At 60.4% G+C, this 22109-nt stretch carries 15 protein-coding genes and 4 tRNA genes; 3 read left to right on the plus strand and 16 right to left on the minus strand.

Features of this window, described 5'->3' with window-relative positions:
* Positions 1–9: 9 nt before the first annotated feature.
* Positions 10–468: an acyl-CoA thioesterase gene (locus GTP90_RS21905; RefSeq protein ID WP_161085530.1), complete on the minus strand. Its 459-nt coding sequence runs from the start codon at positions 466–468 to the stop codon at positions 10–12.
* 200 nt (positions 469–668) lie between these two features.
* On the opposite strand from GTP90_RS21905, the gene GTP90_RS21910 reads away from it, so the two are divergent.
* Positions 669–2075, plus strand: a complete 1407-nt coding sequence (locus GTP90_RS21910; RefSeq protein ID WP_161085531.1) for a sensor histidine kinase — start codon at positions 669–671, stop codon at positions 2073–2075.
* On the opposite strand, the gene GTP90_RS21915 is transcribed toward GTP90_RS21910, so the two are convergent.
* The gene (locus GTP90_RS21915; protein WP_117012696.1) at positions 2072–2680 is read right to left on the minus strand and encodes a helix-turn-helix domain-containing protein; all 609 of its coding nucleotides are present in this window, start codon (positions 2678–2680) and stop codon (positions 2072–2074) included. The genes GTP90_RS21910 and GTP90_RS21915 overlap by 4 nt on opposite strands.
* Positions 2681–2848: 168 nt before the next feature.
* On the opposite strand from GTP90_RS21915, the gene GTP90_RS37635 reads away from it, so the two are divergent.
* A complete protein-coding gene (locus tag GTP90_RS37635) occupies positions 2849–3046 on the plus strand; it encodes a DUF433 domain-containing protein (protein WP_161085532.1) in 198 nt (65 codons plus the stop codon).
* Between the two features lie 86 nt (positions 3047–3132).
* Here the strand turns inward: GTP90_RS37635 and rpoC are convergent, their stop codons facing one another.
* The 13 genes from rpoC to GTP90_RS21985 form a co-directional block, all read right to left on the minus strand.
* A complete protein-coding gene (rpoC, locus tag GTP90_RS21925) occupies positions 3133–7365 on the minus strand; it encodes a DNA-directed RNA polymerase subunit beta' (protein WP_117012695.1) in 4233 nt (1410 codons plus the stop codon).
* A gap of 74 nt (positions 7366–7439) precedes the next feature.
* Complete coding sequence (rpoB, locus tag GTP90_RS21930; protein ID WP_161085533.1) at positions 7440–11546, minus strand: DNA-directed RNA polymerase subunit beta; 4107 nt, start codon at positions 11544–11546, stop codon at positions 7440–7442.
* A 265-nt stretch (positions 11547–11811) separates the two neighbouring features.
* On the minus strand, positions 11812–12186 hold the full coding sequence (rplL, locus tag GTP90_RS21935) for a 50S ribosomal protein L7/L12 (protein ID WP_161085534.1): 375 nt from the start codon (positions 12184–12186) through the stop codon (positions 11812–11814).
* 67 nt (positions 12187–12253) lie between these two features.
* Positions 12254–12790 carry a 50S ribosomal protein L10 gene (gene rplJ / locus GTP90_RS21940; RefSeq protein ID WP_161085535.1) on the minus strand — a complete coding sequence of 179 codons (537 nt, stop codon included), beginning with the start codon at positions 12788–12790 and terminating at the stop codon, positions 12254–12256.
* A 261-nt stretch (positions 12791–13051) separates the two neighbouring features.
* A complete protein-coding gene (gene rplA / locus GTP90_RS21945) occupies positions 13052–13747 on the minus strand; it encodes a 50S ribosomal protein L1 (RefSeq protein WP_117012693.1) in 696 nt (231 codons plus the stop codon).
* 2 nt (positions 13748–13749) lie between these two features.
* Positions 13750–14181, minus strand: coding sequence for a 50S ribosomal protein L11 (gene rplK / locus GTP90_RS21950; RefSeq protein ID WP_117012692.1), 432 nt, complete (start codon positions 14179–14181; stop codon positions 13750–13752).
* 120 nt (positions 14182–14301) lie between these two features.
* Positions 14302–14916 (minus strand): transcription termination/antitermination protein NusG, encoded by a 615-nt coding sequence (nusG, locus tag GTP90_RS21955; RefSeq protein ID WP_117012691.1) that lies wholly within the window; start codon positions 14914–14916, stop codon positions 14302–14304.
* Entirely contained in the window at positions 14916–15299 is a 384-nt protein-coding gene (secE, locus tag GTP90_RS21960) for a preprotein translocase subunit SecE (protein WP_008444107.1), read from the minus strand. The genes nusG and secE overlap by 1 nt, the downstream gene beginning before the upstream one ends.
* A gap of 36 nt (positions 15300–15335) precedes the next feature.
* Positions 15336–15411 (minus strand) — tRNA-Trp (locus tag GTP90_RS21965).
* 66 nt (positions 15412–15477) lie between these two features.
* Positions 15478–16668, minus strand: a complete 1191-nt coding sequence (gene tuf, locus GTP90_RS21970; protein ID WP_117012690.1) for an elongation factor Tu — start codon at positions 16666–16668, stop codon at positions 15478–15480.
* A 106-nt stretch (positions 16669–16774) separates the two neighbouring features.
* Positions 16775–16849: transfer RNA gene (locus tag GTP90_RS21975), tRNA-Thr, on the minus strand.
* Positions 16850–16879: 30 nt separating this feature from the next.
* Positions 16880–16953, minus strand: a tRNA-Gly gene (locus GTP90_RS21980).
* 69 nt (positions 16954–17022) lie between these two features.
* Positions 17023–17106: transfer RNA gene (locus tag GTP90_RS21985), tRNA-Tyr, on the minus strand.
* Positions 17107–17313: 207 nt separating this feature from the next.
* On the opposite strand from GTP90_RS21985, the gene GTP90_RS21990 reads away from it, so the two are divergent.
* A complete protein-coding gene (locus tag GTP90_RS21990; protein ID WP_161085536.1) occupies positions 17314–20586 on the plus strand; it encodes an EAL domain-containing protein in 3273 nt (1090 codons plus the stop codon).
* Here the strand turns inward: GTP90_RS21990 and GTP90_RS21995 are convergent.
* Positions 20573–22099, minus strand: a complete 1527-nt coding sequence (locus GTP90_RS21995; protein WP_161085537.1) for an HDOD domain-containing protein — start codon at positions 22097–22099, stop codon at positions 20573–20575. The two genes, GTP90_RS21990 and GTP90_RS21995, sit on opposite strands and share 14 nt — an antisense overlap.
* Between the last annotated feature and the right edge of the window lie 10 nt (positions 22100–22109).

A 22109-nucleotide genomic window follows, 5' to 3' on the forward strand; every position in this document is an offset into this window, starting at 1 on the left:
CCTTCCCTGCTACTTGGCGTAGCGTTTGATGCGGGCGATCACCAGTTCGGGCAGGGCCGTGATCTGCTTTGCATGGTTGGCAAAGACGATCTGCTGGCGCCCCACCGACACCGGCTTGCCATTCGCATAAAAGCGGAACTCCAGCCAAAATGAGCACTTCCTCACGTCAAAAGCATTCAACTCGCAATGGATTTCCTGGAAGGGGAAAGTCTCCTGCAGGTAGTCCTGCTCGGCGCGCTTGGTGATGAACACGCCCTCGCTTTGCAGCATGTCGCGCGAAATGCAATCAAAGAACCACTTTTCCCGGCAGATGCCCTGCCACTCGAAATACCGCGCGAAATAGGTATTGCCGTAGGCGTTGGAGTCCTTGAGGAAAATCGTCAGGGCGTGGGTGAAAGTCTGCTTGGCGTTGATGGCGTTCGCAGCGGTGATTTCGGACATTTCTACTTCGGTGGCGTGCAGCAGCATGGGAATTCCCCTTTAAGATGAGTTGGATCGCCCTGGCCTGCGGCCGGGAACGTTTGCCCGCAAGGCGGGCAGGGACACTTAAAGGGCATTTCTCATGTGCTTGTTTGATAAAACGCAAACACCCATTCAATACTCAAGCGAGCTAGATCAACACGCGCAATACTTCGACCTAATCGTACACAGTTCGTCGGAAAAAGCGCATGCATTCCCTACTGCCCGCCGTGGTCTCCCTGCTCTTCCTTTGCTACGGCGCCTACGTGCTGCATTCGCGCGGGGTGAGCCGTATCAGCCTGACCTTCTTCCTGCTGTGCGCGACCACGTTCTGCTGGCAATTCACCTGGGCCGTGCTGTTCCAGATCCACGACGAGGATGAGGCGTTGGCGCTGGCCAAGCTTGGCTATCTGCTCATCCTCTTCCTGCCGACCACGCTGTACCATTTTGTTGCCGAGTTGACGGCGCAACGCAGCGAGCGGCGCTGGGTGGACCTGTCCTATGTCGGCGCCGGCTTGCTGGGCGTCGTCATGCTGAGCACAGACTGGCTGATCGCCGGCGTGTATCCGTATTTCTTTGGCTTTTACCCCAAGGCGGGGCCGCTGCACGCGCTGCACCTGCTGCAAACCTGCCTGGTGGTTGGGCGCGGCCTGTGGCTGCTCTACCGGCGCCAGCAACTGGCCGTGTCGACCGAAAGGAGCCGGCTGCGCTACTGCCTGGTCAGCCTGCTGATCTATTTCTTCGCCTCGGTCGACTATTTGTGTAACTACGGCGTGCAGTTCTATCCACCAGGGGTGCTGTTCGTGGCGGCCAGCCTGGGCCTGATCGCCCAGGCCATGGTGCGGCACAACCTGCTGGCCGACCCGATGGAGGTGGCCGCTACCATCGCCCACGAGATGCGGACGCCGCTGGCGACCATCCGCAACCAGTCGCGGGTGCTGGCCAAATGCCTGCCGGATCTTCTGGCCGGCTATCAAAGCGCGGTGGAGAATCACCATATCCAGCCGCTGCTGCAGCCGGCGCAATTGAATTACCTGAGCAAGCTAACCCAGCATATCGAAGCGGAAATCAGTCGCTCCAATTTCATTGTCGATATGATGCTGGCATCCGCCCGCGCGGGCAGCCTGAACAGAAACGACTTCGCCAATCATTCAATCAAGAAATGCGTGGATGAAGCCTTGGCCTGCTATCCATTTGAAAGCTCGATGCGCGACAAGGTCGTGGTGAAAGCGTCCGAGGATTTTACGTTTTTCGGCTCGGATGTATTGCTGGTCTACGTGCTGTACAACCTGTTTAAAAACGCTTTACACGCCATTAAATCAGCCGGCCGGGGCGAGGTTGAAATTGCCTTCTTTACCAATGGAGATAGCAGGCAGTTATTGGTGACGGATACCGGAGCGGGAATACCGGACGATGTATTGCCGCATGTATTTGAGCCTTTTTATAGCACGCGGCATAATGGCGGCGGCACCGGCATGGGATTGGCATTCTGCCAGCGGGTAATTACCGCGTTTGGCGGTAAAATACAGTGCGAATCCCGGGCCGGGCATTATACGCGGTTCTCCGTATTATTCCCGCAGCGCCAGGTATGGACTGGCGACCAGATACCGGATTAATTTACGGCGACTTCTTCGCCGCTGATCTTTTCCAGATCGGTTTCATCGCCCAACACGTATATTTTCTGTTCTCGCAACACCTGGAGAATAAAAGGCTGCTGCTCGCGCAGGCGGCGCTTGAAGTCCGGAATGGAATACAGGTTGGGATTGATTTTACGCCGCAACAAACGCTCGGCGACCGGTAGGCGGGATAATAACTCGCCATAGCTGGTGTTATCGCCGATCAGCATTAATTCCACGGGCGTATCCATGCCCTCATGTTCCTTGGCGGTGGCGCCATAAACAAAGGCCACATTCAGCACGTGCTGCAGCGGCGCCAGCGCCGAATTCAACACACTCACCAGGCCGAAGGTTTTCTTGACCAGGTTGCTTAATTCCCCAAACACGATGCATTCCTTGTTGGGCTTAAAGCGGCGCACGTTGCCGATGCGCTCGGACACGATGACGCCCGACTCATGCAGCCGTTTCAGCTCCCGCTGGGCCGAGGCGCTGCCCAAACCGGTCAGGCGCATGATCTCGTTCAAGTGGAATCCTTGATTGACACGTACAAATAGCAAACCCAGCAGCTTCTGCTGGGCAGGGGTGAAGAGTGCTTGAGCGATCATGAGCCAAATCTTAGCATGAACACACCACGGTCTGGCGTGTTAAACGTACGGTTTCCGAGTCAACTTGCATCCGGCTAGGTTCAAGGCCTTCCCTGACGCCAGGCACGGTCGGTGTGCGGGGCCCGGGTTGCCCATAGTGAATACACGCGCATAGATTGGGAGGTTGCGATGAAGCCAAACCTGAACCAGCGGATTACCGAGGACGCGGCTCAATGCGGCGGACGAGCTTGCATACGCCATCCGAGATTCAGCGACATTTTAAATCCGCTTGCGGCTGGCGAAAGCCACGAGCAGATATTGATTGATCACCCTTTTCTCGAAAAGGACGATATATATATGCCGCGCTCGCTTATACGGCGGAGTTAATGGAAAAAGCACCAGCCACCGAATAATTAGAATAAAAAAAACGGCACCCGAAGGTGCCGTCTTTATTTGCGGGACTAAAAGCTGAATTACGCTTCGCCGTCGTGCGGAATAACCGATTCGGTCGTTTCCACATCGCTGCTCGACATCGAGGCTTTCTCGGCCAGCAGCAGAGCTTGACGCTCTTCCACTTCCCACTGCTCTTTCTCTTTGCGAGCGCGGTGGAATGCCAGACCGGTGCCGCCTGGAATCAGACGGCCAACGATGACGTTTTCTTTCAGGCCACGCAGACCATCGCGTTTGCCCATGATTGCGGCTTCGGTCAGAACGCGGGTGGTTTCTTGGAACGATGCGGCCGAGATAAACGAATCGGTCGACAGCGATGCCTTGGTAATACCCAGCAGAACGTTTTCGTAGGTTGCAGGGATCTTATTCTCTGCAATCACGCGATCGTTTTCATCCAGCAGTTCCGAACGCTCAACCTGCTCGCCAACGATATAGTTGGTGTCGCCGGCATTAACGATCTGAACGCGACGCAGCATCTGGCGCACAATCACTTCAATGTGCTTGTCGTTAATCTTCACGCCCTGCAGACGGTACACGTCCTGCACTTCGTCAACGATATAACGCGCCAGCGCTTCGATACCCAGCAGACGCAGAATGTCTTGTGGATCGGCCGGGCCGTCGACAATCATCTCGCCTTTGTTCACGACCTGGCCGTCGTGGACCAGCACTTGCTTGTCCTTGGTGATCAGGAACTCGTGCTTGTTGCCGTCCATGTCCGTGATTTCCAGACGCTGCTTACCCTTGGTTTCTTTACCGAAGGCAACAGTACCGGTGACTTCCGCCAGCATACCCGCGTCTTTTGGCGAACGTGCTTCGAACAGCTCGGCAACGCGCGGCAGACCACCGGTAATATCGCGGGTCTTCTGCGATTCGGTCGGGATACGCGCCAGCACTTCACCGACGGACACTGCCTGGCCATCTTTCACCATGATCAGCGCGCCGACCTGGAAGCCGATCGCCACAGCGTGTTCAGTGCCGGCGATCTTCACTTCGTGGCCGTCTTCGTTCAGCAGCTTGACCTGTGGACGCAGGGTCTTGGTCAGCGAGCCGCGACGTTTCGCATCGATGACCACCAGGGTCGACAGACCGGTCACTTCGTCCACCTGACGGGCAACGGTCACGCCTTCTTCGACGTTCTCGAAACGCACCGTACCGGCGTACTCGGTGATGATCGGACGGGTCAGCGGATCCCAGGTCGCCAGAGCCGTACCGGCCTTGATGACCATGCCGTCCTTGACGATCAGGGTCGCGCCGTACGGCACCTTGTGACGCTCACGCTCACGGCCGTGGTCGTCGGTGATCAGCACTTCGCCCGAACGGGAAATGACGATTTGCGCGCCCTTGCCGTTGGTGACGTAACGCATGGTCGAGGTGAAGCGGATGGTACCGTTCGACTTCGCTTCCACCGACGATGCCACTGCCGCACGCGACGCCGCACCACCAATGTGGAAGGTACGCATGGTCAGCTGGGTACCTGGTTCACCGATCGACTGCGCAGCGACCACACCGACGGCTTCGCCGGCGTTGACCAGCATGCCGCGGCCCAGATCGCGACCGTAGCACTTGGCGCACAGGCCGAAGCGCGTGTCGCAAGTCAGCGGAGTGCGAACCTTGACTTCGTCGATCGACAGACGCTCGATCTCTTCGACCATGTCCTCGTCCATCAGCGTGCCGGCTTCGTACAGCGTAGCCTGGGTCTCTGGGTTGACGACGTCGTTGACCACCACGCGGCCGAGGATACGGTCGCGCAGCGCTTCAATCACCTCACCACCCTCGACCATCGCCTTCATCAGCGTGCCGTTCGAGGTGCCGCAATCATCTTCGATGACAACCAGATCCTGGGTCACGTCGACCAGACGGCGGGTCAGGTAACCCGAGTTCGCGGTCTTCAGTGCCGTATCCGCCAGACCTTTACGAGCGCCGTGGGTCGAGATGAAGTACTGCAACACGTTCAGGCCTTCGCGGAAGTTCGCGGTAATCGGCGTTTCGATAATCGAACCGTCCGGTTTCGCCATCAGACCACGCATACCTGCCAGCTGGCGAATCTGCGCTGCGGAACCGCGGGCGCCCGAGTCGGCCATCATGTAAATCGCGTTGAAGGATTCCTGGGTGGACTTGGTGCCGTCACGCTTGATGACGTCTTCCACTTTCAGTTGGTCCATCATGGCCTTGCCGACTTCGTCCGAGGTCTTGCCCCAGATGTCGACCACCTTGTTGTAACGTTCGCCGGCGGTGACCAGACCCGAAGCGTACTGCTGCTCGATCTGCTTGACTTCGGACTCAGCGGCCGAAATCAGCGTCACTTTTTGAGGCGGTACCAGCATGTCGTCCACGCAGATCGAAATACCGGCGCGGGTCGCCAGGCGGAAGCCCGACTGCATCAGTTGGTCAGCAAACACCACCGTCGCGCGCAGGCCGCACTTACGGAAGGACGTGTTGATCAGCTTGGAAATCTCTTTCTTCTTCAGCGCGCGGTTCAGCACGGAGAATGGCAGGCCTTTCGGCAGGATTTCCGACAGGATGGCGCGGCCGACCGTGGTCTCGTAACGGGTCACGGTGCGAACGAATTCGCCCGTCGCTGGATCTTTTGGATTCTCAACGATACGTACGGTGATACGGGTGGTCAGTTCCACTTCCTTGTTGTCGTAGGCACGGATGACTTCCGACACGTCAGGGAACAGCATGCCTTCGTTCTTGGCGTTAATCGCTTCGCGGGTCGCGTAGTACAGACCCAGCACGATATCCTGCGAAGGAACGATCGACGGTTCGCCGTTCGACGGGAACAGGATGTTGTTCGAAGCCAGCATCAGCGTGCGGGCTTCCATCTGTGCCTCGATCGACAGTGGAACGTGAACTGCCATCTGGTCACCGTCGAAGTCGGCGTTGAATGCCGCGCAGACCAGTGGGTGCAGTTGGATCGCCTTGCCTTCGATCAGGACCGGCTCGAAAGCCTGGATACCCAGACGGTGCAGCGTAGGCGCACGGTTCAGCATGATCGGATGTTCGCGGATCACGTCTTCCAGGATGTCCCAGACGACCGGTTCCTGGATCTCGACCAGCTTCTTGGCGGCCTTGATCGTGGTAGCCAGGCCCATCAGTTCCAGCTTGTTGAAGATAAATGGTTTAAACAGCTCGAGAGCCATCAGCTTCGGCAGACCGCACTGGTGCAGTTTCAGCTGCGGACCCACCACGATGACCGAACGGCCCGAGTAGTCGACGCGCTTACCCAGCAAGTTCTGACGGAAGCGGCCGCCCTTACCCTTGATCATCTCAGCCAGCGATTTCAGCGGACGCTTGTTGGCGCCGGTCATCGCTTTGCCGCGACGGCCGTTGTCCAGCAGCGAGTCGACCGCTTCCTGCAGCATGCGCTTTTCGTTGCGCGTGATGATCTCTGGAGCGCGCAGCTCCATCAGGCGTTTCAGACGGTTGTTACGGTTGATCACGCGGCGATACAGATCGTTCAGATCCGAGGTCGCGAAACGGCCGCCGTCCAGCGGGACCAGCGGACGCAGTTCCGGCGGCAGCACCGGCAGCACTTCCATGATCATCCACTCAGGCTTGATGCCCGAACGCTGGAACGCTTCCAGCACTTTCAGGCGCTTGGCGTATTTCTTGATCTTGGCTTCGGACTTCGATTCCTTCAGTTCCACGCGCAGGGTCTCGGCATCGCGGTGGATGTCGATCGAGCGCAGCAGTTCGCGGATACCTTCAGCGCCCATGAAGGCGGTGAAGTCGTCGCCGTACTCTTCGTACTTGGCGGCGTAGTCGTCTTCCGACATGATCTGGCACTTCTTCAGCGGGGTCATGCCTGGATCGGTCACCACGTATGCCTCGAAGTACAGCACGCGTTCGATGTCCCGCAGGGTCATGTCCAGCACCATGCCCAGGCGGGATGGCAGCGACTTCAGGAACCAGATGTGGGCGGTTGGCGAGGCCAGCTCGATGTGGCCCATGCGCTCGCGGCGCACCTTGGCCAGCGTGACTTCGACGCCGCACTTTTCGCAGATCACGCCGCGGTGTTTCAGGCGCTTGTACTTACCGCACAGGCATTCGTAGTCCTTGATCGGGCCAAAGATCTTGGCGCAGAACAGACCGTCGCGCTCAGGCTTGAAGGTACGGTAGTTGATGGTTTCCGGCTTTTTAACTTCGCCGTAGGACCACGAACGGATTTTTTCAGGCGAAGCGAGACCGATCTTGATCGCGTCAAAGGTCTCGTTCGTCTGTACTTGCTTGAATAAATCGAGCAGTGCTTTCATGTATCACTCCAGGTAGTGATGAATTCTTTAAACTGCCCCGCCGGCAACGACCGGCGGGGCCCGTGCGTGATGTCTTAGTTGCGTTCCAGGTCGATATCGATACCCAGGGAACGAATCTCTTTCACCAGCACGTTGAACGATTCCGGCATACCGGCGTCGATCACGTGGTCGCCCTTGACCAGGTTCTCGTACACTTTGGTACGGCCGTTCACGTCATCCGACTTAACGGTCAACATCTCTTGCAGCACATACGATGCGCCGTATGCTTCCAGTGCCCACACCTCCATCTCACCGAAGCGCTGGCCGCCGAACTGGGCTTTACCGCCCAGTGGCTGCTGCGTCACCAGCGAGTATGGACCGGTCGAACGCGCGTGCATCTTGTCGTCGACCAAGTGGTGCAGCTTCAGCATGTGCATCACGCCGACGGTGACCTTGCGCTCGAACGCTTCGCCGGTGCGGCCGTCGTACATCGTGACCTGATTCTTCGATGGGGTCATGCCCAGCTTGGTCGCGATATCGTCCGGATACGCCAGGTCCAGCATGCGGCGGATTTCCGACTCGTGCGCGCCGTCGAACACCGGCGTAGCGAACGGAACACCTTTCTTCAGGTTGTTCGCCAGCTTCATGATCTCTTCGTCGTCGAACTGGTCCAGATCTTCCGGACGGCCGTTCTCGTTGTAGACGGTGGTCAGGAACTTGCGCATCTCTTCGACCTTGATCTGCTGTTGCAGCATCTCGCCGATACGGATACCCAGGCCCTTCGCTGCCCAACCCAGGTGGGTCTCGAGAATCTGACCCACGTTCATACGGGAAGGAACACCCAGCGGGTTCAGCACCACGTCGGCCGGCGTACCGTCGGCCATGTATGGCATGTCTTCCACCGGCACGATACGGGAAACCACACCCTTGTTACCGTGGCGGCCCGCCATCTTGTCGCCCGACTGCAGGCGGCGCTTGACGGCCAGGTAGACCTTGACCATCTTCTGCACGCCAGGTTGCAGTTCGTCGCCCTGGGTCAGTTTCTTGCGCTTCTCTTCGAAGGCCAGGTCGAACTGGTGGCGCTTCTCGTTGATCGATTCCTTGATCGCTTCCAGCGCGGTAGCCGATGCGTCTTCCGCAGGGCGGATGTCGAACCAGTGGTACTTGTCCAGATCAGCCAGGTATTCCTTGGTGATCTTGGCGCCCTTGGCCAGCTTCTTCGGACCGCCGTTGACGACTTGGCCGATCAGCATTTTTTCCAGACGCTGGAAGGCATCGCCTTCCACAATGCGCATCTGGTCGTTCAGGTCCAGGCGGAAACGCTTCAGTTCATCGTCGATGATCTGTTGCGCGCGCTTGTCGCGAACGATGCCTTCACGGGTGAAGACCTGGACGTCGATCACGGTGCCGATCATGCCCGATGGCACGCGCAGCGAGGTGTCTTTCACGTCCGATGCTTTTTCGCCGAAGATCGCGCGCAGCAGCTTTTCTTCCGGCGTCAGCTGGGTTTCGCCCTTAGGCGTCACTTTGCCGACCAGGGTGTCGCCCGCTTGCACTTCCGCGCCGATGTAGACGATACCGGACTCATCCAGACGAGCCAGCTGGTTCTCAGCCAGGTTCGAGATGTCGCGGGTGATTTCTTCCGCGCCCAGCTTGGTATCGCGTGCCACGACGGACAGCTCTTCGATGTGAATCGAGGTGTAGCGGTCGTCCTTGACGACGTTTTCCGAGATCAGGATCGAATCTTCGAAGTTCAGACCATTCCATGGCATGAAGGCCACGGTCATGTTCTGGCCCAGCGCCAATTCACCCAGGTCGGTCGATGCGCCGTCGGCGATCACGTCGCGCTTGGCCACACGGTCGCCCACCTTGACGATAGGACGCTGGTTGATGTTGGTGTTCTGGTTCGAACGGGTGTACTTGATCAGGTTGTAGATGTCCACGCCGACTTCGCCAGCTTGCGCTTCGTCGTCGTTGACGCGGATCACCACACGGCCCGCATCGATGTAGTCGACGATACCGCCGCGCAGCGCCTGCACGGTGGTGCCCGAGTCGACTGCCACGGTGCGTTCGATGCCGGTACCGACCAGTGCTTTCTCTGGGCGCAGGCAAGGTACGGCCTGGCGCTGCATGTTGGCACCCATCAATGCGCGGTTCGCATCATCGTGTTCGAGGAACGGAATCAGCGACGCTGCGACGGAAACGATCTGGCCCGGCGCCACGTCCATGTACTGGATGCGCTCTGGGGATACCAGGATGGTTTCGCCGGCTTCACGGGCCGAGACCAGCTCGTCGCTCAGCATGCCTTCGTCGTTGATGGTCGCGTTCGCCTGAGCGATGATGTAGCGGCCTTCTTCGATGGCGGACAGGTAGTCGATCTGGTCGGTGATCTTGGAACCGTCGACCTTGCGGTACGGGGTTTCCAGGAAGCCGTATTCATTCAGGCGGGCGTACAGCGCCAGCGAGTTGATCAGACCGATGTTCGGGCCTTCAGGCGTTTCAATCGGGCACACGCGGCCGTAGTGGGTCGGGTGCACGTCGCGCACTTCAAAGCCTGCGCGTTCGCGGGTCAGACCGCCAGGGCCCAGGGCGGAGACACGGCGTTTGTGCGTGATTTCCGACAGCGGGTTGGTCTGGTCCATGAACTGCGACAGCTGGGACGAACCGAAGAACTCGCGGATTGCGGCCGAGATCGGCTTCGAGTTGATCAGGTCGTGCGGCATCAGGTTGTCCGCTTCGGCCTGGCCGAGGCGTTCCTTGACGGCGCGCTCAACGCGCACCAGGCCGGCGCGGAACTGGTTCTCGGCCAGTTCGCCGACGCAACGTACGCGGCGGTTACCCAGGTGATCGATATCGTCGACTTCGCCGCGGCCATTGCGCAGTTCCACCAGGATCTTGATCACGGCCAGCACGTCTTCGTTCGACAGCGTCATGGCGCCGGTCAGTTCATCGCGGCCGATGCGGCGGTTGAACTTCATGCGGCCCACGGCCGACAGGTCGTAACGGTCGGCGCTGTAGAACAGGCCGTTGAACAGCGCTTCGACGGAGTCTTCCGTTGGCGGTTCGCCAGGACGCATCATGCGGTAGATCGCGACACGGGCGGCCATCTGGTCGGCGGTGTCGTCGATGCGCAGGGTTTGCGAAATGTAGGCGCCCTGGTCCAGGTCGTTGGTGTACAGCGTCTGGATTTCGGAGATGTTGGCTTCGCGCAGGCGGCCCAACACGTCTTCGGTCAGCTCATCGTTGGCGGACGCGACCACTTCGCCGGTCTCCGGATCAACGATGTTCTTGGCCAGCACGCGGCCCAGCAGGTAGTCTTCCGGCACGGAGATGTGCTTGATGCCGTTCGATTCGATGTCGCGCACGTGCTTGGCGTTGATACGCTTGTCCTTCAGGACCAGCGTCTTGCCTTCCTTGTTGACGATGTCGAAACGCGCGACTTCGCCACGCAGGCGCTCGGCGACGAATTCCATTTCCGCGCCTTCGGAGCGCAGGTTGAAATTGTCGAACACGAAGAAGTTCGCCAGGATCTGCTCGTGCGACATGCCGATCGCCTTCAGCAGGATCGTCACTGGCATCTTGCGGCGGCGGTCGACGCGGAAGAACAGGATGTCTTTCGGGTCGAACTCGAAGTCCAGCCACGAACCGCGGTAAGGAATGATACGCGCGGAGAACAGCAGCTTGCCCGACGAGTGGGTCTTGCCGCGGTCGTGCTCGAAGAACACGCCAGGGGAGCGATGCAGCTGCGAAACGATAACGCGCTCGGTACCATTGATCACGAACGAACCGGTGGTGGTCATCAGGGGCAGTTCGCCCATGTAGACTTCCTGTTCCTTCATCTCTTTGACAACCGGCTTGGTCGGCGATTCCTTGTCCAGGATCACCAGGCGCACCTTGGCGCGCAGCGGCGACGCGAACGTCAGGCCACGCAGTTGGCATTCCTTGACGTCAAAGGCGGGGTCGCCCAGGACGTACGACAGGAATTCGAGACGCGCAAAGCCATTGTGCGAAACGATAGGGAAAATCGAGGTAAAGGCCGACTGCAGGCCGTCGTTCTTGCGTGTCGACGGTGCTACGTCTTCTTGCAAGAAACTATGGTAGGACTCGAGCTGGGTAGCCAGCAGGAACGGAACGTGGTGAACGTTGGCGCGCTTCGCGAATGATTTGCGAATGCGTTTCTTCTCAGTAAATGAGTAGTGCATGGACACTCCGTGAGTGACAGAAAGGATAAAAAATTCAGGTTTTGCCAGTGCACTACTAGCCACTTCAGCAACAAGATCGGCTGCATGTCACACAGACGAAACCTGAAACTTCTACCATTTCCAGCTGATTCGATAAAACTGCGGCGTTGGACAAACGCTACAAATACGACGAGGACGACAAAGGAGCCAAAGCCGGATTTCCTCCCTTTCAGAAGGAAATCCGCAGCTTTGGCTCGAGGCGCTAACTAGCCGCCGTACAACTTGATTACTTCAGGTCGGCCTTGGCGCCAGCTTCTTCCAGCTTCTTCTTAGCGGCTTCAGCGTCAGCTTTCGACAGGGCTTCTTTAACGGTCTTAGGAGCGCCATCAACCACGTCTTTGGCTTCTTTCAGGCCCAGACCGGTGATTTCGCGAACTGCTTTAATAACGCCAACTTTGTTTGCGCCGACTTCGGTCAGAACAACGTTGAACTCGGTCTGCTCTTCAGCAGCCGCGCCAGCAGCGGCGCCGCCAGCTGCTGGAGCAGCCATTGCAGCGGCCGAAACGCCGAATTTTTCTTCGAAAGCTTTGACCAGTTCGTTCAGGTCCATTACGGACATTTCGCTAACTGCGTTCAGGATGTCGTCTTTGCTAATTGCCATTTGAAACTCCAATAATTTTTTGATTCGTTAATACATCAGATTGGTACTTGAGAAAAAAACCGGCGGCTTACGCTGCTGGGGCTTCTTCTGCGGCCACTTCGGCAACAGCTGGAGCACCTTCGGATTTTTTCGCTGCCAGAGCAGCCAGACCACGTGCAAAGCCCGACACCGGAGCCAGCATAACGCCCAACAGCTGCGAAATGAGAACTTCACGGGAAGGAATGCTCGCCAACGCTGCAACAGCTGCTTTATCCAGCTGCTTGCCTGCGTAGTTACCTGCGGTGATGACCAGTTTGTCGTTGGTTTTAGCGAAGTCAGCGATGACTTTAGCTGCTGCAACGGCATCGTCCGAGATCGAGTAGATCAGGGGACCGGTCATGCTGTCTGCCAGGCTGGCGAACTGCGTGCCTTCGACGGAGCGACGAGCGAGGGTGTTTTTCAACACTCGCAGGTACACGCCTTGAGCGCGCGCTTTGGCACGAAGTTGCGTCAAGTGAGCAACCTGGATGCCACGATATTCGGCCACGACGATAGTTTGCGCAGTTGCTACTTTTGCGGAAACTTCGGCGACAACGGCCTTTTTGTCATTCAGATTGAGACCCACGGTCAACCTCCTTAAATGATGACGGGCAAACTGCCTGTCATCGGTTCGAACAACGGCGTCCGAGGTTTAGGAGTCCAATGGACTACGAAACTTGATCGGGTACACCATCTGCGTTGGGTGAAAAATTCAATTAACCGGTTGCCTGCCTGATGCACCCGGCCCAACGGTCTTTGATTGCCTGGCCGTTCCCGAAGAAACGACCAGCCCAAAGAACTGCCCCATATCGCGCGACGGCGACACAGGGACTTAAACTTTTACGACTTAAGCAGCCAGGGTAGCCTGGTCAACACGGACGCCAGCGCCCATGGTCGACGACAGGGAAACCTTGCGCAGGTAAACACCCTTGCTGGTAGCTGGCTTGGCTTTGTTCAGTGCGTCGATCAGGGCAACCAGGTTGCTCTTCAGATCTGCGTCAGCGAACGATTTGCGGCCGATGGTCGCGTGGATGATACCGGCTTTGTCGGTACGGTACTGAACTTGACCGGCTTTCGCGTTTTTCACGGCGGTAGCGACGTCAGGGGTTACGGTGCCGACTTTCGGGTTAGGCATCAGGCCGCGTGGGCCCAGGATCTGACCCAGGGTACCAACGATACGCATGGTGTCTGGCGAAGCGATGACGATATCGAAAGGCATGTCGCCGGCTTTGACGCGCTCGGCCAGGTCTTCCATACCAACGACGTCGGCGCCGGCTGCTTTAGCCTGCTCTGCTTTTTCGCCCGAAGCGAACACAGCAACGCGAACGGTCTTGCCGGTGCCGGCTGGCAGCACGACGGAACCGCGAACGACCTGGTCCGACTTCTTAGGATCCACACCCAGTTGTACCGACACGTCGATCGATTCGTTGAACTTGGCGGTAGCCAGTTCCTTGATCAGAGCGACAGCGTTGTCGAATGCGTAGGTCTTGGTGCTATCAACTTTGGCTTTGATAGCTTTAGCGCGTTTGGACAGTTTTGCCATGATTACAGACCTTCCACCGTGATGCCCATCGAACGTGCGGAACCAGCGATGGTGCGTACAGCAGCATCCATGTCGGCAGCGGTCAGATCTGGGGTTTTCAATTTAGCGATTTCTTCAGCTTGAGCGCGGGTCAGCTTGCCGACTTTGTCGGTATGTGGCTTGGCCGAACCTTTAACAACGCCCGAGTGCTTCTTGATCAGGAAGGTTGCTGGTGGGGTCTTCATCACGAAGGTGAAGGACTTGTCAGCGAACGCGGTGATCACGACTGGGATAGGCATGCCTGGTTCCATACCTTGGGTCTGCGCGTTGAACGCTTTGCAGAATTCCATGATGTTCAGACCGCGTTGACCCAGAGCTGGACCGATCGGTGGGGATGGGTTTGCTTTACCAGCTGGCACTTGCAGCTTGATAAAACCAATGATTTTCTTTGCCATGATGGCTCCTATCTTGGATATGAGTAGTAGCGCCCCACCATGCGTTGTGCAGGGCGGGGCTCCTCTTTGCCAGATTTGTCAGGTTTTTACACCGTCGCCCGTTCTGGCGAACGGTCCTGCTTATACTTTTTCTACCTGGCCGAACTCAAGTTCCACCGGAGTAGCGCGGCCGAAGATGGTGACCGACACGCGTACTTTGGATTTTTCGTAATTGACTTCTTCGACATTGCCGTTGAAATCGGTGAACGGGCCATCCTTGATGCGGACTTGCTCGCCCACTTCGTACAGCACTTTTGGCCGTGGCTTCTCGACACCCTCTTGCATCTGCTGCATGATCTTGTCGATCTCGCGCGCTGGAATCGGGGTCGGCTTGTTCGATTTGCCGCCGATGAAGCCGGTCACCTTGTTGGTGTTTTTCACCAGGTGCCAGGTTTCGTCGGTCATTTCCATCTCGACCAGCACATAGCCAGGGAAGAAACGACGCTCGGTGACGGACTTTTGACCGTTACGGACTTCCACCACTTCTTCGGTCGGCACCAGGATCTGGCCGAACTGGTCCTGCATGCCCGCGCGCTCGACGCGCTCCATCAGGGCGCGCTGGACGCTTTTTTCCATGCCGGAGTATGCGTGTACAACATACCAGCGCTTATTGCTGACAGGTACGCTGATTGGCGCTGCGCCAGCATCTTGTGCCGGAACTTCGCCCGGCACCTCGTCTTGCACATTTTCGCTCATTATTTTCGTATACCCAGAATGACGTCGTACAACAGGAACTCGAGTGTCTTATCCGTGCCCCACAGGAACAGCGCCATCACCAGCACGAAGGCAAACACGATGCCGGTGATCTGGGTAGCTTCGCGACGAGTAGGCCAGACGACCTTTTTCGTTTCGCGTACGGCTTCTTTGGCGAAATTCAGGAATTCACGGCCAGTCGTCGAGGTCCACAAGAGCAGAACGGCAAAAGCCAAACCAGCTACAAGTGCGCCTGCGCGTACGAGAGCTGGTTTGTCTGACAGGTAATAAAACCCGACCACACCTGCGATTGCAACGGCTATTGCCAGAGCAACCTTAATCTTGTCATTCGACGTGCTGACGGTCTGCACGGATTGATTTGACATTTATATTTACTTTCGGTGCCCTGCACCTGAAAACAGTGGCAGGGACGGAGGGCATCGAACCCCCAACCTTCGGTTTTGGAGACCGACGCTCTGCCAATTGAGCTACGTCCCTACGTAAAACTACAAAGGATATCGATTATACCACCAGAGACGCCCCTGGTGGTATTACCAGTATTCCTTAAGCGATGATCTTCGCTACAACACCTGCACCAACGGTACGGCCACCTTCGCGGATTGCGAAGCGCAGACCTTCTTCCATCGCGATCGGGTTGATCAGCTTGACGGTGATCGACACGTTATCGCCTGGCATAACCATTTCTTTGTCCGCTGGCAGTTCGATCGAACCGGTCACGTCAGTCGTACGGAAGTAGAACTGTGGACGATAGTTGTTGAAGAACGGGGTGTGACGGCCGCCTTCGTCTTTCGACAGAACATAGATCTCGCCGGTGAAGTGGTTGTGTGGCTTGATCGAGCCTGGCTTGGCCAGAACTTGACCACGTTCCACGTCTTCACGCTTGGTGCCGCGCAGCAGCAGACCAACGTTGTCGCCAGCTTGACCTTGGTCCAGCAGCTTGCGGAACATTTCCACGCCGGTGCAAGTGGTTTTGACGGTATCTTTGATGCCGACGATTTCGATCTCTTCGCCGACTTTGATGATGCCGCGCTCGATACGACCGGTCACAACGGTACCGCGACCCGAGATCGAGAACACGTCTTCCACTGGCATCAGGAAGGCGCCGTCCACTGCGCGCTCTGGCGTAGGGATGTACGAATCCAGTGCTTCAGCCAAGGCCATGATGGCTTGCTCGCCCATTGGGCCGGTGTCGCCGTCCAGCGCCATACGGGCCGAACCTTTAACGATCGGCAGGTCGTCGCCTGGGAAGTCGTACTTCGACAGCAACTCGCGCACTTCCATTTCAACCAGTTCCAGCAATTCTGCGTCGTCGACCAGGTCGCACTTGTTCAGGAACACGATGATGTATGGAACGCCAACTTGACGGGCCAGCAGGATGTGCTCGCGGGTCTGTGGCATTGGGCCGTCAGCTGCGGAGCAAACCAGGATCGCGCCGTCCATCTGCGCTGCGCCGGTGATCATGTTTTTGATGTAGTCGGCGTGGCCTGGGCAGTCAACGTGAGCGTAGTGACGGCCAGCGGTTTCGTATTCGACGTGAGCGGTGTTGATGGTGATGCCGCGTGCTTTTTCTTCTGGAGCAGCATCGATCTGGTCGTATGCTTTAGCTTCGCCGCCGAATTTCTTCGACAGAACAGTTGCGATCGCAGCGGTCAGGGTGGTCTTGCCGTGGTCGACGTGGCCGATGGTGCCGACGTTAACGTGCGGCTTGGTCCGCTCGAATTTCTCTTTTGCCATTTTAGACTCCTAACGATTTGGTGTGATTGCCTGGGCTAGCGCCCGACTGTCTTTGATAGTGCTGCGTATTAAATATGCTGCCGGTGCTGCGGGATACTGCGAATTCTGGTGCCCTTGACGTGGATTGAACACGTGGCCTCTCCCTTACCAAGGGAGTGCTCTACCACTGAGCTACAAGGGCTTATGGGGTACATCTGCATTGCAACAACACTGGAGCGGGTGAAGGGAATCGAACCCTCGTCGTAAGCTTGGAAGGCTTCTGCTCTACCATTGAGCTACACCCGCGAGGATTGTTCAATTCTTACTTCATCTACTTGCGTAACTTCTTGCATACCCAGTCTTCTTGCAAAAACTTGGTGGAGGGGGCTGGATTCGAACCAGCGTACTCGAAAGAACAGATTTACAGTCTGTCGCCTTTAACCACTCGGCCACCCCTCCGCGAGGAACCGCAGAGTATGAAGCAACTTCTTTGACCTGTCAACCCTGCATCGCGTTTTTTTACTGCCTATTTCACGCTGTGCGGATGAACCGTCTGCTTCGGGGCGAGATTTTAACTGCACCAACTGCAAAAGTGCAAGTGTTGTTTTTACGTTGCACGAAATCCTATACAATCGTCTGACAATACTAAGACCTGGAGCCCCGCAGTTGAACAACCGTAGCGGTAGTTTGCGCAGCCTGGTGCTGGCCAATCTGGGCCTGTTGGCCTGTTACTTCGTCGCCGGCCGCCTCGGCCTGCTGTTGGCGCTGCCGCCCGGCTACGCCTCGCCGATCTTCCTGCCGGCCGGCCTGGCGCTGGCCAGCTGCGTGATCGGCGGCGCCCGCCTGTTGCCGGCCGTGGCGCTCGGCTCGCTGGCGGTCAACCTGGTCTATCCCTTCCTCAGCCCCGGCGGCGTCAGCGCCACGGCATTCGCCGGCGCCTGCTTCCCCGCGCTGGGCGCCCTGCTGCAGGCCTGGGGCGGCAGCGCCCTGTTCCGCCGCTATATCGACCCGGCCATCGGTTCCGGCCGCGACGTGGTGCGCTTCGTCATGCTGGCGGCCGGCGTCACCGTCATCAACAGCACCGTCGCGCTGACCGGCATGACCGCGCTCGGCATCCTGAGCTGGGACACCGTCGCGTTCGACTGGCTGGCCTGGTGGATGGGCGACACCATCGGCATCCTGCTGGCCGCGCCGCTGACCTGGATCGTCATCGGCCGCCCGCGCGCGCTGTGGTCGCGCCGCCGCCTGCTGGTCGGCCTGCCGCTGCTGCTGTCGGCGGCCGCCTTCATCGCCATCTACCTGCAGGCCGACCGCTGGGAAAACAACCAACAGATGCAGACCTTCCGCCTCAAGGCGCAGCAGACCGGCGACCTGCTGCAGGCCCAGTTCAGCGAACACGAGCGCTTCATCTACGCGATGGCCAAGGCCCTCAACGATCCGCGCCGCGTGCTCAGCGCCGAAGACTTCGGCAACCTGGCGCACGGCTACCTGGACCAGCGCCCCGAGCTGCTGTCGATGGCCTGGCTGACGCCGGTGGCCGGCGGCGAACGCGCCGCCTTCGAGGCCTGGGGCCGGGCCCAGGTGGCGCCCGACTTCGCGATCCGCGATCGCGGCCCCGGCGACGCCCTGGCGGTGGCCGCCCCGCGCGAGCGCTACTTCGCCGCCACCTACATCGAGCCGGCCAACAACCGCGTGTTCCAGGGCCAGGACTTCCTGTCCGATCCGCCGCGCCGCGCCGCGCTCGAGCGCGCCATCCAGTCCGGCCAGCCCACCGCCACCGAGCCACTGCAGCTGCTGCGCATTCAGGCCGGCGCCGGCCTGCTGCTGCTGCAGACGGTCTACCCCAACAACAACCGCCACCAGGCCATCGGCTCGCTGCTGATCTCCATGCAGTTCGACGCCTACCTGGACCAGGCGCTCAAGCGCTCCGAGTTCGGCCACTTCCTGATGCGCTTCGAGGACATGGACGACGACGGTCCGCGCCACACGGTGCGCGACAGCCTGCATCGCGCCGCCGGGCCGGGCGACTTCCAGCGCCAGCTGCACTTCGGCGGCCGCATCTACGAGCTGACCTTGGCGCCGACGCCGGAATACCTGCGCCAGCAGCGCGGCTGGCAAAGCTGGACGGTGCTGATCTGCGGCCTGCTGCTGACCGGCCTGCTGGGCACGCTGATGATGCTGATCAGCGGCGAGCGCGCCCGCATCCAGGCCCAGGTCAAGGACAGCACCTCGCGCCTGCGCGAGCGCGAGGCCAGGCTGCAAGCGATCCTGAACAAGGCGGCCGACGCCATCCTCACCATCGACGGCGACGGCCTGCTGATGTCGGCCAACGCCGCGGCCGGCCGCCTGTTCGGCTACGCGCCGGAGAACATGACGGCGCTGCCGCTGGACCGCCTGATCCCGGTCGGCGTGGGCGAGGCCGCCGGCCTGGACGCGGCCGGCCTGCTGCGCATGATCGCCTGCGGCGTCACCCACGAATACGAGCTGACCGGCTGGCGCAGCGACGGCAACGAGTTCCCGCTGGCGATGTCGGTGAGCGAGGTCGAGCTGCCGGACGAGCACCTGTTCGTCGCCATCCTGCACGACCTGACCGCGCAGCAGATGGCGCAGGAGCGCATCCACCGCCTGGCCCACCACGACACGCTGACCGGCCTGGACAACCGCCTGTCGCTGAACCTGCGGCTGGACCAGCTGCTGGCCCAGACCCGCCGCGCGGGCGGCGCGGCGGCCGTGCTGTTCATCGACCTCGACCACTTCAAGAAGATCAACGACACCCACGGCCACCAGACCGGCGACCTGCTGCTGGTGGCGGTGGCGCAGCGCCTGCAGGAGCTGCTGCGCGAGGTCGACACCATCGCCCGCCTGGGCGGCGACGAGTTCATCGTGGTCACCTCCGGCAGCGTGACGCCGGACGAGGCCTCCAACATCGCGGTGCGCATCGTCGAATCGCTGGGCGCGCCCTACCACCTGGAGGGCAAGACCGTGCACAGCGGCGCCAGCGTCGGCGTCGCCATGTTCCCGTCCGACGGCGAGGACGGCAGCACGCTGCTGCGCCACGCCGACACCGCCATGTACGCGGCCAAGAGCCAGGGCCGCGGCAACTTCCAGTTCTTCTCGGCCGAGATGAACAGCGCCACCCACGAGCGCCTGATGCTGGAGAACCGCCTGTGGCAGGCGCTCGAGCACAACGAGTTCGAGCTGTACCTGCAGCCGCAGGTCGAGCTGGCGAGCGGGCGCATCATCGGCGCCGAGGCGCTGCTGCGCTGGCACCATCCCGAGCTGGGCATGGTGGGGCCGGACCGCTTCATCCCGATCGCCGAGGAGTCCGGCCTGATCCTGCCGCTGGGCGACTGGGTGCTGCAGCGCGCCGCCCGCCTGCTGGCCTCGTGGCGCACGCCGGAGCTGGCGCACCTGCGGCTGGCGGTCAACCTGTCGGCGCGCCAGTGCCACGGCGCCGGCCTGCTGCCGCTGCTGGACCGCCTGCTGGCCGCGCACGGCATCGACCCGGCCCTGCTGGAGCTGGAGATCACCGAGTCGGCCGCGATGCAGGATCCGGAACGCAGCCGCGCGCTGCTGGTCGAGCTGCGCTCGCGCGGCATCAAGGTGGCGATCGACGACTTCGGCACCGGCTATTCCTCGCTGAGCTACCTGAAGCTGTTCGAGATCGACCGCATCAAGATCGACCGCGGCTTCGTCAAGGACATCGAGAGCGATCCGGACGACGCCGTGATCGTGGCCGCCACCATCGCGCTGGCGCATTCGCTGGGGCTGGGCGTGGTGGCCGAGGGCGTCGAGACGCTGGCCCAGCGCGACTTCCTCAACGCCAAGCAGTGCGACGAGGCGCAGGGCTACCTGTACGCGCGGCCGATGCCGGTGGCGCAGTTCGAGGCCATGGTGCGCGACGAGAGCGCCGCCGACGTCGACCTCAGCCCGGCGTGAGCGCCACCAGCACCTGGCCCTTGAGCGCGCGGATCAGCGAAGTCTCGTCGGGCGGCACGCCCTCCGGCGCCGGCAGCGCGCGGTCCGCGTAGAACAGGCCCAGCTGCACCGAGTTGACCACCAGCGGCAGCACGATGAAGCTGCGCGCGTCCGGCAGCAGCTTGCGGTGCCACTCCGGCAGCAGCGCGCGGATCTTGGGCGCGCTGGCGTCGGCGATCATCAGGTCGGCGTTGTTCTGCATCGCCAGGTGGAACAGGTCGTCGCCGGTGGCGGACGGAAACACGAAGCCGGCCTGGCGCTCCACGTGGCGCTCGCCGAACGCCACCCGCGCCCGGTACTGGCCGCTGCGCACGTCCTTCAGGCACACGGTGGCGAAGCGGAAGCCCATGCCGCGGTACAGCGTCTCCAGCACCGCCTGGATGATGTCGTTGACCTTGCCGTGGCCGCCGGCGCGCATCTGCGTCACCTCCTGCACTCCGGCCAGCAGCAGCTCGCGCGCGTTGTACGGCTTGCCGCTTGGATGGCTGCCCTGCGGCGCCTCGCCCGCGCCCATCGCCGCCTGCGCCAGCACGCCCGGCAGGCCGGGGCCGTCGCCGGGATCGGCCTGCACGCCCATCTGCAGGCTCTCGAGCAGGCTGTCCATGTCGCGCGAGACGGTGGCGAACAGCTGCGCCAGGCGCTCCTGGTCCAGGTTGAGCGCGGCGCCGTAGCGCTGCTCCAGCGCCCTGCCCTCGGCGCTGTCGGCGCGCAGGCGGCGCGCCAGCAGCCGCGCGGTCTCCATGCTGAACGACACCACCTGCCGCATCCACTCCTGGCGGCCGGCGGCCGGCTTGCACGGGCCCGGCGGCAGCGGCGCCAGCGCGCGCACGATCACCTCCGGGATCTTCCATTCATGCAGGATGGCGGCCGACAGGCTGTCGTAGCTGCAGCCAAGCACCTGCAGCGCGGCCTGCGCCTCGGTCACCTTGCCGGCCGCCGCCAGCACGCCGATCTCGCGGAACAGCGCGTGCTCGTGCGAGGCCACCACCAGCGCGCCGATGTTCTTGAACAGCGCGCCGATGGCGGCCTCCTCGGCGCCCTGGTAGACGCTCAGGCGCGCCATCTCGCGTCCCACCAGGCTGGCGCACAGCGCCGCCTCCAGCTCGATGCGCACGCTGTGCGCATGCTTGCTGTTGGCCAGCGTGTCGACCAGCAGCATGGCCATGGCCGTGGTCTTGACGTTGTCGAAGCCGAGCAGGGAAATCGCGCGCGAGATGGTGGTGACGGCAGTGCCGCCGGCCGCGCGGTAGGTCGGCGTGTTGGCCAGCCGCAGCACCTTCTGCGTCAGCGCCACGTCCGACAGCACGTAGTAGGCCAGGCTCTGCGTGCCCTGGTCGTCGGAATCGGCCAGCTGCACCACCCGCGCCACCGAGGCGCCCAGCGCGAACATGCCCTCGTCGCCGCTGAGCTTTTTCAGCAGCGCGCCGCGCACCGGGCGCGCTTCGCTGTCGGACGGATGCGGATTCGATGGCATGGCTCACTCC

The organism is Duganella vulcania (genome assembly GCF_009857655.1).
Taxonomy (GTDB): domain Bacteria; phylum Pseudomonadota; class Gammaproteobacteria; order Burkholderiales; family Burkholderiaceae_D; genus Rugamonas; species Rugamonas vulcania.

Bases quoted from the DNA above. Each gene is read 5' to 3' on its own strand.
- GTP90_RS21905 (WP_161085530.1), bottom strand. From the start codon at position 468: ATGCTGCTGCACGCCACCGAAGTAGAAATGTCCGAAATCACCGCTGCG.
- GTP90_RS21910 (WP_161085531.1), top strand. From the start codon at position 669: ATGCATTCCCTACTGCCCGCCGTGGTCTCCCTGCTCTTCCTTTGCTAC.
- GTP90_RS21915 (WP_117012696.1), bottom strand. From the start codon at position 2,680: ATGATCGCTCAAGCACTCTTCACCCCTGCCCAGCAGAAGCTGCTGGGT.
- GTP90_RS37635 (WP_161085532.1), top strand. From the start codon at position 2,849: ATGAAGCCAAACCTGAACCAGCGGATTACCGAGGACGCGGCTCAATGC.
- rpoC (WP_117012695.1), bottom strand. From the start codon at position 7,365: ATGAAAGCACTGCTCGATTTATTCAAGCAAGTACAGACGAACGAGACC.
- rpoB (WP_161085533.1), bottom strand. From the start codon at position 11,546: ATGCACTACTCATTTACTGAGAAGAAACGCATTCGCAAATCATTCGCG.
- rplL (WP_161085534.1), bottom strand. From the start codon at position 12,186: ATGGCAATTAGCAAAGACGACATCCTGAACGCAGTTAGCGAAATGTCC.
- rplA (WP_117012693.1), bottom strand. From the start codon at position 13,747: ATGGCAAAACTGTCCAAACGCGCTAAAGCTATCAAAGCCAAAGTTGAT.
- rplK (WP_117012692.1), bottom strand. From the start codon at position 14,181: ATGGCAAAGAAAATCATTGGTTTTATCAAGCTGCAAGTGCCAGCTGGT.
- nusG (WP_117012691.1), bottom strand. From the start codon at position 14,916: ATGAGCGAAAATGTGCAAGACGAGGTGCCGGGCGAAGTTCCGGCACAA.
- secE (WP_008444107.1), bottom strand. From the start codon at position 15,299: ATGTCAAATCAATCCGTGCAGACCGTCAGCACGTCGAATGACAAGATT.
- tuf (WP_117012690.1), bottom strand. From the start codon at position 16,668: ATGGCAAAAGAGAAATTCGAGCGGACCAAGCCGCACGTTAACGTCGGC.
- GTP90_RS21995 (WP_161085537.1), bottom strand. From the start codon at position 22,099: ATGCCATCGAATCCGCATCCGTCCGACAGCGAAGCGCGCCCGGTGCGC.